This window comes from Rhodococcus sp. HM1, assembly GCF_023218075.1.
Taxonomy (GTDB): domain Bacteria; phylum Actinomycetota; class Actinomycetes; order Mycobacteriales; family Mycobacteriaceae; genus Rhodococcus.
Genome location: NZ_JALPTB010000058.1, coordinates 24,854 through 40,988 on the forward strand (window position 1 = coordinate 24,854; position 16,135 = coordinate 40,988).

The 16,135-nt window shown below is 67.5% G+C and carries 14 protein-coding genes; all 14 read right to left on the reverse strand.

The features are described 5' to 3' along the window. Positions 1-20: 20 nt before the first annotated feature. The gene (locus M1M07_RS24505; protein WP_248675835.1) at positions 21-1,166 is read right to left on the reverse strand and encodes a substrate-binding domain-containing protein; all 1,146 of its coding nucleotides are present in this window, start codon (positions 1,164-1,166) and stop codon (positions 21-23) included. A 370-nt stretch (positions 1,167-1,536) separates the two neighbouring features. Further along, entirely contained in the window at positions 1,537-2,286 is a 750-nt protein-coding gene (locus M1M07_RS24510; protein ID WP_248675836.1) for a GntR family transcriptional regulator, read from the reverse strand. Between the two features lie 130 nt (positions 2,287-2,416). Beyond that, positions 2,417-3,205 (reverse strand): GntR family transcriptional regulator, encoded by a 789-nt coding sequence (locus M1M07_RS24515; RefSeq protein ID WP_248675837.1) that lies wholly within the window; start codon positions 3,203-3,205, stop codon positions 2,417-2,419. Positions 3,206-3,329: 124 nt separating this feature from the next. Beyond that, positions 3,330-4,664, reverse strand: coding sequence for an NtaA/DmoA family FMN-dependent monooxygenase (locus M1M07_RS24520; RefSeq protein ID WP_248675838.1), 1,335 nt, complete (start codon positions 4,662-4,664; stop codon positions 3,330-3,332). A gap of 267 nt (positions 4,665-4,931) precedes the next feature. Then, a complete protein-coding gene (locus tag M1M07_RS24525; RefSeq protein ID WP_248675839.1) occupies positions 4,932-5,963 on the reverse strand; it encodes an ABC transporter permease in 1,032 nt (343 codons plus the stop codon). Positions 5,964-5,985: 22 nt separating this feature from the next. Further along, positions 5,986-7,521 carry a sugar ABC transporter ATP-binding protein gene (locus M1M07_RS24530; RefSeq protein WP_248675840.1) on the reverse strand — a complete coding sequence of 512 codons (1,536 nt, stop codon included), beginning with the start codon at positions 7,519-7,521 and terminating at the stop codon, positions 5,986-5,988. After that, positions 7,508-8,686 carry a sugar ABC transporter substrate-binding protein gene (locus M1M07_RS24535; RefSeq protein WP_248675841.1) on the reverse strand — a complete coding sequence of 393 codons (1,179 nt, stop codon included), beginning with the start codon at positions 8,684-8,686 and terminating at the stop codon, positions 7,508-7,510. The genes M1M07_RS24530 and M1M07_RS24535 overlap by 14 nt, the downstream gene beginning before the upstream one ends. Positions 8,687-8,813: 127 nt before the next feature. Beyond that, positions 8,814-9,464 carry an isochorismatase family protein gene (locus M1M07_RS24540; protein ID WP_197252912.1) on the reverse strand — a complete coding sequence of 217 codons (651 nt, stop codon included), beginning with the start codon at positions 9,462-9,464 and terminating at the stop codon, positions 8,814-8,816. Next, complete coding sequence (locus M1M07_RS24545) at positions 9,461-10,948, reverse strand: MFS transporter (protein WP_248675842.1); 1,488 nt, start codon at positions 10,946-10,948, stop codon at positions 9,461-9,463. Before M1M07_RS24545 ends, M1M07_RS24540 begins: the two co-directional genes overlap by 4 nt. Then, positions 10,941-12,593, reverse strand: coding sequence for an amidase (locus tag M1M07_RS24550; protein ID WP_248675843.1), 1,653 nt, complete (start codon positions 12,591-12,593; stop codon positions 10,941-10,943). The genes M1M07_RS24545 and M1M07_RS24550 overlap by 8 nt, the downstream gene beginning before the upstream one ends. Then, positions 12,590-13,558 (reverse strand): carbon-nitrogen hydrolase family protein, encoded by a 969-nt coding sequence (locus tag M1M07_RS24555; RefSeq protein ID WP_248675844.1) that lies wholly within the window; start codon positions 13,556-13,558, stop codon positions 12,590-12,592. Before M1M07_RS24555 ends, M1M07_RS24550 begins: the two co-directional genes overlap by 4 nt. Before the next feature lie 75 nt (positions 13,559-13,633). Continuing rightward, a complete protein-coding gene (gene rutA, locus M1M07_RS24560; RefSeq protein ID WP_248675845.1) occupies positions 13,634-14,719 on the reverse strand; it encodes a pyrimidine utilization protein A in 1,086 nt (361 codons plus the stop codon). Between the two features lie 129 nt (positions 14,720-14,848). Continuing rightward, on the reverse strand, positions 14,849-15,886 hold the full coding sequence (locus M1M07_RS24565; protein WP_248675846.1) for a LacI family DNA-binding transcriptional regulator: 1,038 nt from the start codon (positions 15,884-15,886) through the stop codon (positions 14,849-14,851). 61 nt (positions 15,887-15,947) lie between these two features. Next, a partial coding sequence (locus M1M07_RS24570; RefSeq protein ID WP_248675847.1) for an excalibur calcium-binding domain-containing protein occupies positions 15,948-16,135 on the reverse strand: 188 nt, incomplete at its 5' end.

The following is a 16,135-nucleotide window of genomic DNA, read 5'->3' on the forward strand; positions in this document are numbered from 1 at the left end:
AGGATCTCCTGTTCGGCCGGCTACTGAGCCGAGGACCATGCGGACTTGAATGCCGACTGGTAGTCCGCGTATTCGGGCGAGATCGACTCGACGCTCGCATCGCCCACGTTGTCGGCGTCGATGACGCGGGTCGGAATCACGTAGCCGGGAGCGCTTTCGCCGAGCATCGCGCGGGCCAGGTCGTCGACGGCGAGCCATCCGATCCAGCCCGGAGGCGGGGTCGCGATGTCCATGTCCTGACCGGAACCGGAGGCGATCGCGTCCAGGTTCGGCTGCAGGCCGTCCCGGCTGAGGACCTTGGCCTTGGAATTGGCCGCGGACAGAACGGGATCGACGTAGGTCACCGCGCTGTCCCAGACGGGGAAGATGTAGTCGATGTCGGGATCACGCTGCAGCGTGGTCTGCAGCTGGCTGCCGACGTCGGTCGCCACGTTGGCGACGTCGACGTCGATGATGGTGACCGAGCAGTCGGGGCACTCGGCCTCGATCTGCGACTTCGCGCCCTGAGCGAGGTTGTCCCACACGGCGACCGAGGTGGACGAGATGATCGCCAGGTTGCCGGCGCAGCCGCTGTCGGCCATCACCCAGTCGGCGGCCATCGCGCCGTCGGCGCTGAAGTCCGACGTGAGGTTTCCGTACATGCCCGCCGGAATCGCGTCGTCCGGATCGGTGTTCAGGGTGTTCTGCACGGGGATGCCTGCGGCCGCGGCGGAGGCGAGTGCCGACGACACCACGCTCGGATCGATGCCGACCAGGATGATCCCGGCCGCCTTCTGGGCCACCGCCTGTTCGATTCCCTCGTTGAATCGGTTGGTCATGCCCTGACCGTCGTAGCGGACCACCTTCATCCCGGCGGCCGTGGCGGCTTCCTCGACGCCTTCGACCATGTCCACCGAGAACTGGTTCATCGTCACCGTGATGAACCAGATGGTGTCGCCCTGGAGCTTTGCCAGGTCCAGCGGCGCCGTCGGAGCGATCAGCTCGGTCGGTGCCGTCGCGGCTGCGAGACGGGTCTGCACACCGTCGACGCATTCCTGCGCCGAGGCGGAAAGGGTCTTGTCCGAAGTGTCGTCCGATCCGACGTCGGTGGCCGCCGTACAGGCGGACAGTGCGAGCGACGCACCGAGGAAGAGGACCCCGACGGCCGTATGCTTGATCGATTTCATGCGTTCTCCGGTTCTAGCGACACGCCCGCGATGCCTCGCATCGGTCGGGCACGGGATCGAGTTCACGGCGACACCACACAACTCGTTCGCCTCAGTGACGACGACCAGTCAATGCGGTATCGATTGCGCCGCATGGTCGGTGCATTTGCGCGTCGATTGCGCCGTGTAACCGTTCGCGACACACCCTGTCACCGAACGATTTACGCAGGTCACGGACGTCGAGTTGGCGACGGGTCACTGTCTGTCTCGATGAAAACGCCAAGGACGAACTCGAATTCGCCGCAGCTTCAACCACCCCGAACGCAAGAGTGCCCGCATTCCTCCAAAGGAATGCGGGCACGTAGCCTTCGAGCCGATCGTCAGCTGCACATCACAGTGCCACCTTCTCCGGAGCACTGCCGAGCGGGAAGGACACCCGATCGGCCCTGTAGTACGAGAAGGTGTACTCCTGCACCGTCCCCTCCACGTCACGAAGGACCTGTTCGCGCATGAGCACCGGGGAACCCTCGCGCAGGCCGAGCACGCGGGCCGTGTCCGTATCGCAGGCCACCGCGTCGATCACCGTGTCCACCTTGCCCAGCGGGACGCCGTAGACGAATTCGAAGGCGTCGGCGAGACTGGGGCACCGCTGCCACACCTTGGGCTGCTGGTACTGCTCGCGGTAGTACGCCATCCGTACTCCCAGCGGCTCCACGCCGGAACTCGTGACGTGCTCGAAGACGTGCTCGACGAGCCCCACATGCGTGTCGTGGGTGCCCAGCCGCGACCGGATCGACGGTCCCGACGGCACCACGCGATTGTCGGTCTGCCGCACCGCGAATCCCGGTGGGGTGTGCCACGGCAGGATGTCATCGACGGGGACCTGGAAGTACTCCTGCCGCACCCGCGTGCCCGTACGGCGGCGACGTTCCACGAGGCCTTCGGCGGCGAGTTGCTGCAGCGCCTCCCGAACCCGGGCGCGCGGAATGCCCATCGTCTTGACGAGACGGTCCTCGACGAGTTGCTCGTCGTCGACCAGAAAACCCGACCTGATCAGCGATCGGATGAGGCCGTATGCGCGACGTGTCTGATTGGTCGCCCCTCTGGCAGGCGAATCCTCCCGAAGCATTTCCTGTTGCACTGTGCCTCCTGGATCCCTGATACCGAACGTCACGCCGGTACCGGGTCTTTTTACCCCATCGGCGTTTCGGGATCGTTACACCGACAGACCCCTCGGATGCGGGAGAATTCGCCCAGCGGAGTGAAAGTTGTCAATCACGCTGTGGCCCACCGGCTGTCGCGTGCAGGTGCGGTGACGCGACCGATACCGTAGACGGCCGGCCGTGGACGAATGTGACGCGATCGGCTCGGTAGTGATCGAAGGCGATCTGGATCGGCCGTTCGTGAGAGTCGTAGAAGGTCTGGTTCCGCACGACGACCGCGGAGCCCTCCGATATCCCGAGAATCCGGGCGGTACGACTGTCCGCCGTCGTCGCCCCGATCGACGTGTCGATCCGGGACACCGTGCGGCCGAAGAATCGAGAGGCGACCTCGCTCATCGCAGCCCGGCCCTCGTAGCTCACCGCATCGAAGGACGATCGGAAGTACGCCGTGCGAATCCCGATCACTGCCCCCTTGAGCGCAAAGTGGTTCTCTATCATCCGCAGTCGCCGATCCGATGTCGAGAGTCTGGTTCTCAGCAACGAGGTGCTGGGAACGGTGCGTTGCTCGGTGATCACGATGTCCATCTCGTCCGACGGGGCGTCGGCGACGCGAATGTCCTCCAGCGCGATCCGTACTCCGGTGTTCACCACGATCGTGCCGCTGCGCGGATGTCGCACGACAATTCCCTCGTCCGCAAGTTTCCGAAGAGCTTCACGCACGGCGGTGCGGCTGGCATCGAGAGCGGCGATCAGTTGATCCTCGACGAGTACCTGGTCCTCTGCGTAGATTCCCTCCCGCACCGAGGCCAGCAACATGTCGTGCACCCGCCGCGAGAGGGTGTTGCGGTTGCCCGCGGATCCGCCCACCGCTCGTGGATGGGTGGCTCGTTGTGCCATGGTGACGTTCTCTCTCATACTTGCCGGCCTCTCGGGTTCTGGGACCCGCAGCGGTCGGCAGGTGTGCCGAACGCGGTCGAGGACCGCACCGGACAGATGCAGTCCTCGACCGGATTCCGCCGGGTCAGAATTCGTGGATGTTCTCGTTCAGAGTCGTGTAGGTGTAACCGTCGCGGATCGCTCCGCGACGCTTCAGCACCGGCGCGAGGCCGTCGGCGATCTCCGCGATGCTGTGGCGGGTCATCGGCGAGTACAGCAGGAAGCCGTCCCCCCCCACCTCGTCCATGATCTCCTCCATCTTCGCGGCCACGGTGTCCGGGCTGCCGACCAAGCCGAGGTCGGTGATCTGGAAGGACTCTGCCGCGACCTCCCGCAGCGTCTTGCCTTCGGTGTCCTGGAAGAGGTTGGCGATCGACGACCGTTCACCGTTGCCCTTGGACAGGTCGATCTGATCGACCGGGGTGTCGAGGTCGATCGATCCGAAGTCGATCCGCCCGCCGCTCGTGTAGCTCATGTTCCACAGGTTGTACTCGACCGCGGCGTCGGTGTACCGGTAGCGGCGCAGCGCCTCGGCCTTCTCCTGCGCTTCCGCGTCCGTGGGGGCGACGATCGGGGTCGCGAGGAACAGCAGCTTGATGTCGCTGGGCTTGCGGCCGTGGGCGAGCATTCGACGGTGAATGTCCTCGCGGTAGGCCTTCATATCCTCGACCGTCTTGCACATGGCCATCTGCGTGTCGCCGTGCCGCGCCGCGAGTTCGCGACCCGGCACCGAGCCGCCCGCCGAGACGACCGGGATGTCCCGCTGCGGTCCGGGGATGGTGTTGAGCGGGCCGCGGGAGCGGAAGTACTTCCCCTCGAAGTTGATGGGGTGGACCTTGGTGTGGTCGGCGTAGATGCCGTTCATGTCGTCGGCGACCACCGCGTCGACGTCCCACGAGTGCTGCAGCTGCTTGACGACCTCGACCCACTCCTCGGCCATCTTGTACCGCTCGTCGTGGTCGAAATGCTGGTCGTAGCCGAAGTTCTGGGCCACACGGTCGGTGACGGAGGTGACGACGTTCATGCCGATGCGTCCCTCGGTGAGATGGTCGAGCGTCGTGTAGAGCCTGGCAGCGAGGTAGGGGTGGTACTGGATGGTCGAAACGGTGGGAACGATGCCGATGTGCTTGGTGCGCTGGGTCATCAGCGGCACGAGCGGCATCGGGTCGTTCTTCGGTGCCATGAAGCCCCGCCGAAGCGATACTTCCGCGGATCCGTTGTAGCTGTCCTCGACCATCGCGGTGTCCTCGATGAGGATGTAGTCGAAGCAGGCGCGCTCGAGCGATGCTGCCAGATCGACGTACAGGTCGGGCTTCATCCAATCCCGCATGTTCGCACCGGTGTACACACCGTCGCCTCCCGCAGGGTTCCACGGCTGGATTCCGAAGCCGCTCCCGAGAAACCATCCGAGATGAAACATGTTCTCTGCCTTTCACTTCTGCCGATAGACGACCGCTCGTTCGCGGATACTGCGCAGTCTCCTTCGGGCAGGGAGGCGATTCCGTTCCGCCTCGGTAACACACGCGTTGCGCGAGTCGACGGTCGGCAGTCGTGGCCGTCGGCGCTGCATCGACGCACGAGCCTCGACGTGTTGCGCAACCGTGACAGCGGCGCAACACAGGGAGGCAGACAGAACCCCCGGGCCGGGACTCATGCGGTCCCGGCCCGGGGGGTCACGGGCACCGACTCAACGCTTTCCACGGGAGGCGGTGCGACGACGGACAGCGCCGGACAGCGCGACCGCGATCACCAGCGCGCCGCCGTAGAACAACTGCTGGACGAAGCTGGCCACGCCGAGCATCTGCAGCCCGACGACACCCGCCACCAGGAAGTACACGGCGACGAGGGTGCCGAACGCGTTGAATCGGCCGGGGACGATGGCGGTGGCGCCGAGGAAGGCGGCGGCGAAGGCGGGCAGCATGAACGACTGTCCCGACGACGGGTCCGCGCCGCTGAGCATGCCGGCGTACACGATGCCGGCGAGCGCGGCGACGAACGCCGAGGTCACGAGCGCGCCACCGCGGATGCGATCGACGTGCAGGCCGCTCAACCGGGCGACCTGCGCGCCGCGGCCGACGAACAGCAGCCGACGTCCGATCGGGGTGTACTGGAACACCACGGCCGTGACGAGGACGAGCGCCAGCGCGTAGTAGAACTGCAGCGACACCCCGAAGACGCGGGTGCCGATGGTGGCGTCGACGAGCCCCGAGTCGATACCGGTGACCGAGGTCGAGTCCGAGATCCACTGCACGACACCGAGAACCACGGTACCGCTGCCGAGTGTCGCGATGAACGAGTCGATCTGCAGCCGCACGACCAGCAACGCGTTGACGAGGCCGACGAACACCGCCGCGAGGATCGCGACGAGAATGGCCGGCAGCAGCGACCAGCCGTGCTGGACGTTGAGTACCGCGATCGTCATGGCCGCCAGCGACATGGTCGAGACCGCGGACAGGTCGAATTCGCCTGCGGTGAGCGGCACGATCAGGCCCAGCGCCAGGATGAGCAGGACCGCCTGGGAGCCGAGGATGTTCTGCAGGTTGTTGGCGGTCGGGTAGACCTCGGGACGCAGCACGCTGAAGAAGACGACGACTGCGACGAGAGCGAGGACGAGGGCGTACTTCTCGAACACCGGCCCCAGCGACAGACGTCTCTTCGGTGGTGCTTCTTCAGGTGCGACGGTGTTCGGAGCGGCGGTCTTGTCGATGGTGACGGACATCAGGCATTCACTTCCTGTCGGGTCAGGCAGAGGACACTGTCCTCAGACCGAGAACACTGTCCGAGATGTGCTGCTTGGAGAGGTTGTCGCCGGTGAGTTCGGCGACGATGTGGCCGTGGGAGAACACGAGCACGCGGTTGCACAGCACCGACAGCTGCTCGTAGTCGGAACTGGCGACGACGATGCCCGCTCCCCCGTTCGCGGTGTCGCGCAGCATCTCGAAGATGCGGGCGCGGGCACCGATGTCGACACCCTGGGTGGGCTCGGCCAGCAGGACCAGCTGCGGATCGATCTGAAGCCACTTGCCGAGCAGTGCCTTCTGCTGGTTGCCACCGGACAGCGACCCGTACACGGCCTGCGGATCGCGGGGCCGAACGTCGCAGTGTTCGGCAAGGGCGGTGGCGACGGCGTTCAGCGCACGCGGTTTCACGAAGCCGCTACCGAGGATCGGGAGGGTGACGTTCTCGGCGACCGTCAGTTCCGGCGCGCTGCCCTCGACCTTGCGGTCCGGCGGCACGTACACGACCTTGCGGGCGAGCGAGTCGATCGGCGTCGTGGTGGGCAGCGCGACGTCGTCCGATCCGATCGTCATGCGCCCGCCGCGTGCGGGTTTCGCGCCGTACAGCGCGGCGAGCACGTCGTCGTAGCCGGATCCGGCGATCCCCGTGAGCCCGACGATCTCACCGGGACGCACCTCGAACGTGATGCCGTCCACGGTGGGCGTCTCCAGTTCGACGACGCGGGCGAGCGGCGGCACGTCGTCGAAGTCGCGGACCGGCCCGGCGACCCGGGGATCGGCGGAATCGAGGCTGCGGCCGACGATGAGGTCGATCAGCGAGGTGGCGGTGAGATCGCGGGTGCGGTGCGTGCCCTGCGACACCCCGTCCCGCAGCACGGTGACGCGGTCGGTGTGGTCGAGCACCTCGTCGAGGTCGTGGGAGACGAACAGGACCGCGGCCTTGCGGTCGGCGACGATCTCCCGGACGACGGAGAACAGCAGGTCGGTGCCTTCGCGCGGGAGGAACACGGTGGGTTCGTCGAGGACGAGCAGCGTCCGGCGATCTCCGAGTTCCTCGGTGGCGCGCAGGATCGCAACCAGCGCCCGTTCGGTCTCGTTGAGGCTCGACACCGGGGCCTCGGGATCGACGTCGAGACCGAACCGCTCGAACAGTGCTCGCGCGGTGCGCTTTTCGCGTCGCCACGAGATCCACGGCTTGGAACCGGCGACCACCGGCCCGACCCGCAGGTTCTCCACGACGGACAGATCCGGGACGAGGGCGAGGTCCTGGTGCACGAAACTGATGCCCAGGTCGCGGAATCCGCCCGCCGGCACCGGCAGCGGCACGTCCCGGCCACGCACCTGCAGGGCGGCGCCCGCGTCGGGGGCGTGGAATCCGGCGAGCACCTTGATGAGGGTGGATTTCCCGGAGCCGTTCTCCCCCAGCAGGCCGTGGACCTCACCGGCGTGGATCGTCAGGTTCACGTTCTTCAGGACGGTGTGGTCGCCGAACGTCTTGGAGAGCCTGACGATGTTGACGATCGGATCAAGGCTGCTCACTGGGCCCCCAGATGGCTTCGTATCCGGTGACGTAGGCGGTGCCGTATCCCTTGTCGGGCTGCGGCGGGGTGCCGGTCTCGTCGATGTTGTCGGCGGTGATCAGCTTGAGCGGGGTCTCCTGCGCGCCGTCCGCGACGGGTTCGTAGCCCAGCAGCAGTCGGCCGGCCTGGTCCAGGGTCGCCCACGCGAGCCACGGGATGGATTCGCCGACGTTCATGGTGACGATGCCGTCGTCCTGCTGGATCTTGAGCACGGCGGGCGTGCCGTTGACCGAGGAGATCTCGACCTGCCCGGTCTTACCGGCGGCCTTGATCCCGGACTGCGCGTAGAGGGACATGGAGTCGTAGATCGGCAGGATGAAGTTGATGTTGGGGTCGGCCGACAGCGCGGACTGCACTTCGGACTGGATCTTGGTGGCCCACTCGGCCACCGGAACGTTGACGATCTTGTAGGTGCACTTCGGGCAGTACTGCGCGATCTCGTCCTCCATCGCCGCGACCTCGGCCTTGGCGGGCGGTACCTCGTTGGAGGTGATGATCAGGGCGTTGCCGTCGCCCTCGGTTCGGTCGATCATCCAGTCGACGGTGAGCCGGTTGGCTTCCGAGAGGGGTGCGTCGGTGGTGGCGTCGACGAGTCCCACGAGGTCCGCGGGCAACGGTTCGCCACGCAGGATCGTGTGGGTGAGGAGAACGGGAATGCCTGCCGCGTCGGCCTTTTGGAGCGCCGGTTTGATGAGGGATGCGTCGACGCCCTGGGACAGGATGATGAGGTCGACCTTCTGGTTGACGGCCTGCTCGACGCCGGTGGCCCACTGGGTGGGCTGGCCCTGGTTGGTGTATTCGATCCAGGTGGCGCCGTAGCGTTCGGCGACCTTCTTCGATTCCTCGTCGACCGCGACGTTGTAGGGGTTCTCGCTGTTGGTGGGGATGGAGAAGATGGTCTTGCCGGCGATGTCCTTCATGGGGAACGGTTCGGCCTCGAGCGTGAACTCGGGGTCGGACTCGTACATCGCGAGCTGCGCCCGGGCGTACTCGAGTCCGGCGGCGACATCCGCGTCCGACACGTCGGCGCCGCCGGATCCGTCGCTGCTGCAGGCGACGAGACCGAGAGAAGCGGTGAAGGCGAGCGCCGCGAGGGCGGCGCGACCGGGTCGAGGAAGACGCATGGATTCTCCTGGGGAAACGAAGTGAGCGATGGAGCGTCCCCGCCGTTGGGGACCCGACCGGGAAGATGATGACTTCGAATGTATTGCGTGACGTGTTGCCTGCGGCAACGCGCGTGGATCATTCGTGTTAATTGCCGGACGACAGCGCGCGGAGGTACTCCTGGGCGCGCGACAGCGGCCACACTTCGGCCATCTTCTGCTGCATGTCGAACAGGTTCGACCGATGGATTGCAGAATCACGGTCCCCGACCGCGTCTTCCACGACGATCGGGATGAAACCGTGCTGCATGGCGTCGAGAGTCGTCGCCCGGACGCACCCACTGGTCGACAGACCCGCGATGAGAACGGTGTCGACACCGAGCCAGGTCAGGTGCGAGTTCAACGTGGTGCCGAAGAACGCGCTGGGATACTTCTTGGTCACCAGCATCTCGGCACAGGTCGGCTCGAGACCGTCGATGAATTCCCCGTACGGGCTGCCCTCGCAGAACGCGACGAGCGTGCCGGACTTCTTGAAGAACACGCCCGCGTCGGACCCGTCGGCGCGGAGGCGAACCTCGGTGATCACCACCGGGATTCCGGCCTCGCGGGCCTCGGCGAGCAGCGTGCGCATCGCCTCGACGTTCTCCTCCACACCCGCATACAGCGGGCAGTCGGGGTCGATGTAGGCGCGGGCCGGATCGACGACGATCAGGGCGGGGCGGGCACCGGGTTCGAGTTCCTGACCGAAGCCGGCGCGGGCGTAGTCCTCCGCCTGGGCGGCGCGATCGGCGATGGTCATGCTGACTCCTTCAACGTGGAAACAGAATCGAGTGTGTGGACGGTCGCCGCCGGATTGCGGCGTGGAAAGGCAAGGCACACCACGACACCGGCGAGAGCGACGAGGCCGAGTGCGATGCCGACGACGCGGACGTTGTCGACGAACCGGGTCACCTCGCCGCTGCCGAGCGAGCCGAGGGTGCCGCCGTACGCGGCCTGCCGCGCCGCGGTGCTCAGCCCTGCGGTCGCGAACACGAGTGCGAGTGCGGTGCTCAGCAGATAGCCGACGTTCTGCAGCGTCGATCGCAGTCCGTTGGCGATTCCGCGGCGGTCGGCGGGTGCGGTCAGCATGAGCGCGCTCGTCGAGGGCGTCATGAACAGTCCTGTCCCGCAACCGAGCACGAACAGGAACGGTGCCGTCGCGCCGAGCGAACCGCCGTCGGGCGAGAGCATCAGGGCGACGCCGAACAGTCCGACGGCGTTGAGCGCCATGCCCGTCGCGGTGAGCGTGCGGGGACCGAACCGCAGCATCAGCGATCCTGCGGCGGAGGCGGCCACGACCGTGCCGATCGCGACGGGCATCACCAGCGCCCCGGCGGTCACGGCCGAGATCCCGCTCACCGCTTGCCCGTACAACGACACGAGCAGCGTCACCGCGTAGGTGGCGACCGCGTTGACGAGCACCGCGGCGAGCACGAGTGCGATACCCCGGTTGCGGAACAGCGTCACGTCGACGAGCGGATGCGTGCGCCGGATCTGCACGGCCACGAACACGACGGCGAGGACGACACTCACACCGCCGCACGCCCACGGCAGCCACGGCAACGAACTCACGCCGGGGGTCAGCGCGAGGACCACCGCGGTGAGCAGGACCGTGGACAGCACCGCGCCGGCCACGTCGAACGGCTCCCGCTCGACGGCCTTGCGGGGACTGCGCGGAATCACCCACATCGACGCGGCGATCGCGACCAGCCCCACGGGCAGCACCACCGCGAACAGTCCGCGCCACCCGAACGCCGCGGTCGCGGCCCCGCCGATCAGCGGTCCGACCACCTGGGCGACGGCCGCGACGGTTGCGTTCCACCCGAGCGCCCGGCCCAGGATGTGAGGGGGGAAAGTGTCCGTGAGCAGGGCCGTGTTGTTGGTGACGACGGCCGCCGCCCCGGCACCCTGGAGGACGCGGGCGGCGATGAGCCATCCGGCGGACGGTGCAAGCATGCACAGCCCGGTCGCCACCGTGAAGGTGGCGAGCCCGGCGAGGTAGAGCGGCCGGCGGCCGATGATGTCGGCGAGGCGGCCGAACACCAGGATCAGTGCCGTGGTGACGAGCATGTAGCCGAGCAGGATCCACGTCGACTGAGCCCCGGACGCGTCCAGCTCCCGTGCGACGGTCGGCAGCGCGACCGTCAGACCGCTCAGGCTCACGAACACCGCGACCACGCCGATGCTCAGGGCGGCGAACACCCGCCACGGGTGCGGATGACGCTGTGTGACAAGGCTATCCATCGGCACGTCGGGTGTGGACGTCGGTGACGGTCTGCAACACGTGCGCCAGGCGCAGGCACGTGTCGTCGGCCCACGGCCGCCCCACCAGCTGCACCCCGACGGGCAGTCCGTCGACGAATCCGGCCGGTGCCATGACCGCGGGGAATCCGAGGTAGTCGAACAGGCTCGTGTTGCGGCCCACGATCGGCTGCATGGGGTGGCGGACGCCGTCGATCTCGACGGTGACGTCGGACAGCCGTGCTGCGGTCGCGCCGATGCCGGGGGTGACGAGCACGTCGATGCCCGCGACGTCGAACGCATCGACCGCTGCCCGCTGGGCGAGGGTGCGGCGGCGCACCGCGCGCAGGTAGTCGACCGCGGAGGGGACGAGTCCGCGTGCGATGCGGACCTGCGTGCCGATGTCGTAGTCCGCGAACCTCGCGAGCGACCCCTCCTGGTTCGAGGCGAGTTCGCTGGTCATCACGATCGTCACGTCGTCGTGGATGCGCTGGGCGTCGGGGATGTCGACGGCCACGACGTCGGCGCCGAGGTCGCGGAAGGTCTCCACGACCGCGTCCCATGCGCCGAGCACCGCGGCGTCGCACAGGTCGGTGAACCACGCGGTCGGGATGCCGATCCGGACACCGGCGAGCGCCGGGTCGGTCGCGGTGCCGGTGGTCGCGAGAGCGTCCTGCACCTGCTGGGCGACCGGCGCAGGCGCGGCCGCGGGATCGTGCCCGTCGGGTCCGGCGAGAAGGTCGAGGACGATCCGCAGGTCGGCGGCGGAGCGCGCCATGGGTCCGATGTGGTCGAGGGTCCACGACAGCGACGCGACGCCGGTGCGCGGGACGAGACCGTAGGTCGGTTTGATGCCGGTGAGGTTGCACAGCGCGCTCGGGACTCGGATCGATCCGCCGGTGTCGGTGCCGAGGGCCAGCGGGACCAGCCGTGCCGCGAGGGCTCCCGCGGAGCCGGTCGACGAGCCGCCGGTCCAGCGCGACCGGTCCCACGGGTTCGTGACCGGCCCGTACCGGGCGTTGTGTGGTGCGCCGCAAGCGAATTCGGTGGTTGCTGTGATGAGGACCGGGATCGCGCCGGCGGCGCGCAGTCGCGCCACGGCGGTCGCATCGGCGGCGGCGACGCGGTCGCCGGTGGTGCGCGATCCCGCGGTGACGGGTGCACCCGCGACGTCGATGATGTCCTTGACAGCGAAGAAGATCCCTTCGAGCGGGCGGGCGGTGCCGTCCGTCCAGCGCCGGTCGGATTCCGCGGCCGCATCGTCGGCGCCGTCGACGACGGCGAGCACCGCTCCCCCGGCGAGCGCCGGGTCGGTCCAGCGGGAACGCAGGGCGGCGAGCACCGCGCTCGGTGTGGTGCTCCCGGACGCATACGCGGCCAGGAGGTCGCGAACCCCCAGTTCATGCAGTGGCGCGTCCACCGACACAGCGTCCGCGGGGGCGGGTATCGGGGGTTGCGGGACCGGGCTCGACGCCAGCAGCGCCGCGGAATGCGCGGGTTCGCACGGCGGCCCGTCCGGCACCGGCTCGAGCGGCGCGAGCCGGGACACGTCGAGCAGCGGCGCCATGTCGGCGCGAGCCTGCGGCAGCAGGTCGTCGACGGTGGTGGCCGCGGTCGCGGTCAGGTCGGGATAGTCGGTCGCGGTCATCCGACCACCTCCTTCGGTACAGCGGACGGACGCGGGAGCGGCGCGGGGCGCACGGTGCCGTCGGTGAGGTCGGCGAGCAGGCGCAGCACGTCGGGGCGACGGTCGCGGGCCAGCGGGAACGACGCCCGGCGCGCGGGCACGGCATCGAGGTCGATGGTGACGCGCAGGGTCTCCCCCGAACTGTGGGCCGGAGCCTGGGCGACGATCTCACCGCTCGGGGAGATCACGCAGGACAGCCCGAAGTAGTCGACGGTCACGCCGTTTAGCGTTTCGGGACCACCGCGGTTGGCGGCGATGATCCAGGTCTGCGATTCCAGTGCGCGGGTTTGCAGTTCGGCAAGGAACAGGTCTTCGCGGCTGCCGAGCGACGAGACGATCGCGAGCATCACTTCCGCGCCGAGTGCGCGGGCGACCGCCCAATATTCGGGGAAGGTGCGGTCGTAGCAGATGACGCAGCCGAAGCGGGTGCCGAACGCGTCGACGGTGGCCGGTGCCTGTCCGGGCGAGAAGTGGTATTTCTCGTCGATGTCGACGTCGCCGACCTTGCTCGCGGGCAGCGACAGCTTGCGATAGGCCGGCACGCTTCCGCCGTCGGGGGTACACCACGTGAGCACCCCGCCGGTCGGGTCGATCAGCACGACGGAGTTGTGGGTGACGTCGTGGGCTGTGCGCTCGAACATACCGAAGGTGATGGCGCAGCCCAGTTCTCGCGCGAGGTCGCCGAAGAGGTCGGTGGCGTCTCCCGGGATCGTCTGCGCCCACGGGGTGCGGTCGACGTCGTGGCTCGTGCAGAAGTAGGGGGTGGTGATCAGTTCCGGGAGGACCACCAGGTCGGGGGTGCTGCCGTCGTCTGCGGGTGCCGCCGCGGTGCGGACGAGTGCGGCGAGCCGGGCCAGGTTGCCGAGGAGGTCCTCGGTCAGTTCGCCGGCCTGCACGATGGCGACGTCGAGGGTGCGCGAAGTCAAGGAGGAACCTCCGGGGAGAAATGGGGACGGGTGGGAGCGCGGTCTGCTGCACGCGCTCCCACCCGTCGATCGGGGTCAGGCCGCTTCGGCCGTGACGGCGTTGCGACTCTTCATGAGCGGCTGGATACGGGTACCGAAGTTCTCGATGCCCTGCACGAAATCGTCGAAGGTGAGCATGATGCCCTTGATGCCCTCGATCTCGGCGACCTCGTCGAGCATCTTCGCGACGGTCTCGTACGACCCGACGAGGGTGCCCATGTTGAAGTTCACCGCACCCTCGGGCAACGAGATGGTCTTGGCGGTGGACACGTCGTCGGCGGTGGCGTCGGCCGCGGACTGGCCGGCCATGTAACCGAGGGCCTCGAGGTCGGCGTTGTCGTGGTAGTCCTGCCACTTCGCCTGCGCCGCTTCGTCGGTCTCGTCCGCGATGATCATGAACAGGGTCAGCGCACCCACGTCCCGGCCCGTGGTCGCGGCCGCATCGACCAGCGTCGTGACCGAGTCGGAGATCGCGGTCGGGGTGTTGATACCGGTGCCCATGATGAAGTTGAAGTCGGCCATCTCGGACGCGAACTTCATCCCGCTCTTGGACTGTCCGGCCGCCACGATCGGGACGCCGCCGCCGGTCGGGCTCGGCGACAGGACGCACTCGTCCATCGTGTAGTGCTCGCCCTTGAAGTTGCTGACACCGTCCGCCCACAGCTGCTTCATGACCGTGACGTACTCGGTGGCCTGCGCGTACCGGTAACCGAAGTACTCCTCCCCCGGCCACAGACCCATCTGCGTGTATTCGTTCGGGGCCCAACCGGTCACGATGTTCACACCGAAGCGGCCGGGAGCGATCGAGTCGATCGTCGAGGCCATGCGGGCCACGATCGCCGGCGGCAGGGTCAGAATCGCGGTCGAGGCGAACAGCTTGATCTTCTCGGTCACCGCGGCGAGACCTGCCATCAGCGTGAAGGACTCGAGGTTGTGGTCCCAGAACTCGGTTTCACCACCGAAGCCCTTGAGCTTGATCATCGACAGCGCGAAGTCGAGTCCGTGCTCCTCGGCCTTCTGCACGACCGCCTTGTTGAGCTCGAACGAGGGCATGTACTGCGGAGCGCTCTTGGAGATGAGCCAGCCGTTGTTGCCGATGGGGATGAAGACGCCGATTTCCATGTCACTCCTGACGGGCGGGGAGATTCGAGGAAGCGAACTGGGCCGCGCTGTCCGGCTCGCTGTGACTTCGAATGTATGCAGGAGTTATTGCCGGTCCGGGACCGTCCGGTAACAGACCTGTTGCCTATGTTAACGATCATGAACGGGCTCGGCGCACACCGCCGCACTCCCCCGCTGCACCCACTCCACATCGAACTTCCGATGCACCGGAGCGCCTGCCGCACCGTCGATCCGCGCCAGCAGCAACTCCGCCGCCGCTACCGCCATGTCCTCGAGCGGCTGACGCACCGTCGTCAGATCGAAGATCGACCAGCTGGACTGCTGGAGGTCGTTGTAGCCGACAATGGAAACATCTTTCGGCACAGACAGATTCAGACGCTTCGCGGCATCCAGCGTGCCGTAGGCCATGTAGTCGGTGGCGCAGAACACCGCTGTCGGGCGGTCCTCGCCGGCGAGCAGCGCAAGGCCACCCTCGAGGCCGGTCGACGCATCCACGGCGCCGCGATACACCCGCTTCTCGTCGAGCTCGACGCCGCGCGCCGCGAGGCCGTCACGGAAACCCTGCTCGCGCAACCGGATGCTGGGGTTCTGCAACGGACCGGAGATCAGGCCGATCCGGGTGTGCCCCAGATCGACCAGGTGGTCGGCGATGAGCCGGCCACCGCGGACGTTGTCCGACGTCACGCGATCGACCCTGCCTGCATGCCGGTCGTCGACGTCCCGGCTGAGGATCACCAGCGGGATCTTCCAGTCGATCATCTCCGACACCATCGGCGAATCGAGCCGCGACGAGATGAACACAACGCCGTCGACCAGGCCCCCGCGCAGCGCGAGGATGTCCTTCTCGAGGGAGCCTTCGGTGCGGTCGCTCATCAACAGCACCCGGTAGTCGTGGCGCGCGAAGCAGTCCTGCAGGGTGTTCACCAGCGTCGGGTACGACGGATTGCGCAGGTCGCCGCTCACGATGCCGATGGTCGACGACTTGCGCGTGATCAGGCTGCGCGCGGTGACGTGCGGGACGTAGCCCATCTCCGCCGCGAGGGCCTGAATGCGCTCCCGCGTCTCCTCGATGACCCGCGGATCGTTCCTGAGCGCACGCGACACCGTCGACTGCGACACCCCTGCGCGGCGTGCGACGTCGTAACTGGTGACCGACTTGCTGCCCATGTCCGGATTCTAGGAGCAACCGGCGAGGACGGCCGGGTGAGCGGATCCGGCCGGGTCCCGATCAGCTCCACTCGCAGGCGACACCGTCGCCGTCGGCATCGAGCTTGGACCGATAACCGGGCTCACCTATATACAAAGGTGCCACGCCGGCCGCGCGGGCAGCAGCACAGTTCTTGTAGTAGGCGCTCGACTGCGGCGCAGGTGCCGGCGGCGTGTACTCAGGGGTGGGCGTGTACACGGGCGGCGGGG

Excerpts from the sequence above, each read along its gene's own strand:
- M1M07_RS24505 (WP_248675835.1), bottom strand. The coding sequence starts at position 1,166 with ATGAAATCGATCAAGCATACGGCCGTCGGGGTCCTCTTCCTCGGTGCG.
- M1M07_RS24515 (WP_248675837.1), bottom strand. The coding sequence starts at position 3,205 with ATGGCACAACGAGCCACCCATCCACGAGCGGTGGGCGGATCCGCGGGC.
- M1M07_RS24520 (WP_248675838.1), bottom strand. The coding sequence starts at position 4,664 with ATGTTTCATCTCGGATGGTTTCTCGGGAGCGGCTTCGGAATCCAGCCG.
- M1M07_RS24525 (WP_248675839.1), bottom strand. The coding sequence starts at position 5,963 with ATGTCCGTCACCATCGACAAGACCGCCGCTCCGAACACCGTCGCACCT.
- M1M07_RS24535 (WP_248675841.1), bottom strand. The coding sequence starts at position 8,686 with ATGCGTCTTCCTCGACCCGGTCGCGCCGCCCTCGCGGCGCTCGCCTTC.
- M1M07_RS24540 (WP_197252912.1), bottom strand. The coding sequence starts at position 9,464 with ATGACCATCGCCGATCGCGCCGCCCAGGCGGAGGACTACGCCCGCGCC.
- M1M07_RS24545 (WP_248675842.1), bottom strand. The coding sequence starts at position 10,948 with ATGGATAGCCTTGTCACACAGCGTCATCCGCACCCGTGGCGGGTGTTC.
- M1M07_RS24550 (WP_248675843.1), bottom strand. The coding sequence starts at position 12,593 with ATGACCGCGACCGACTATCCCGACCTGACCGCGACCGCGGCCACCACC.
- rutA (WP_248675845.1), bottom strand. The coding sequence starts at position 14,719 with ATGGAAATCGGCGTCTTCATCCCCATCGGCAACAACGGCTGGCTCATC.
- M1M07_RS24565 (WP_248675846.1), bottom strand. The coding sequence starts at position 15,886 with ATGGGCAGCAAGTCGGTCACCAGTTACGACGTCGCACGCCGCGCAGGG.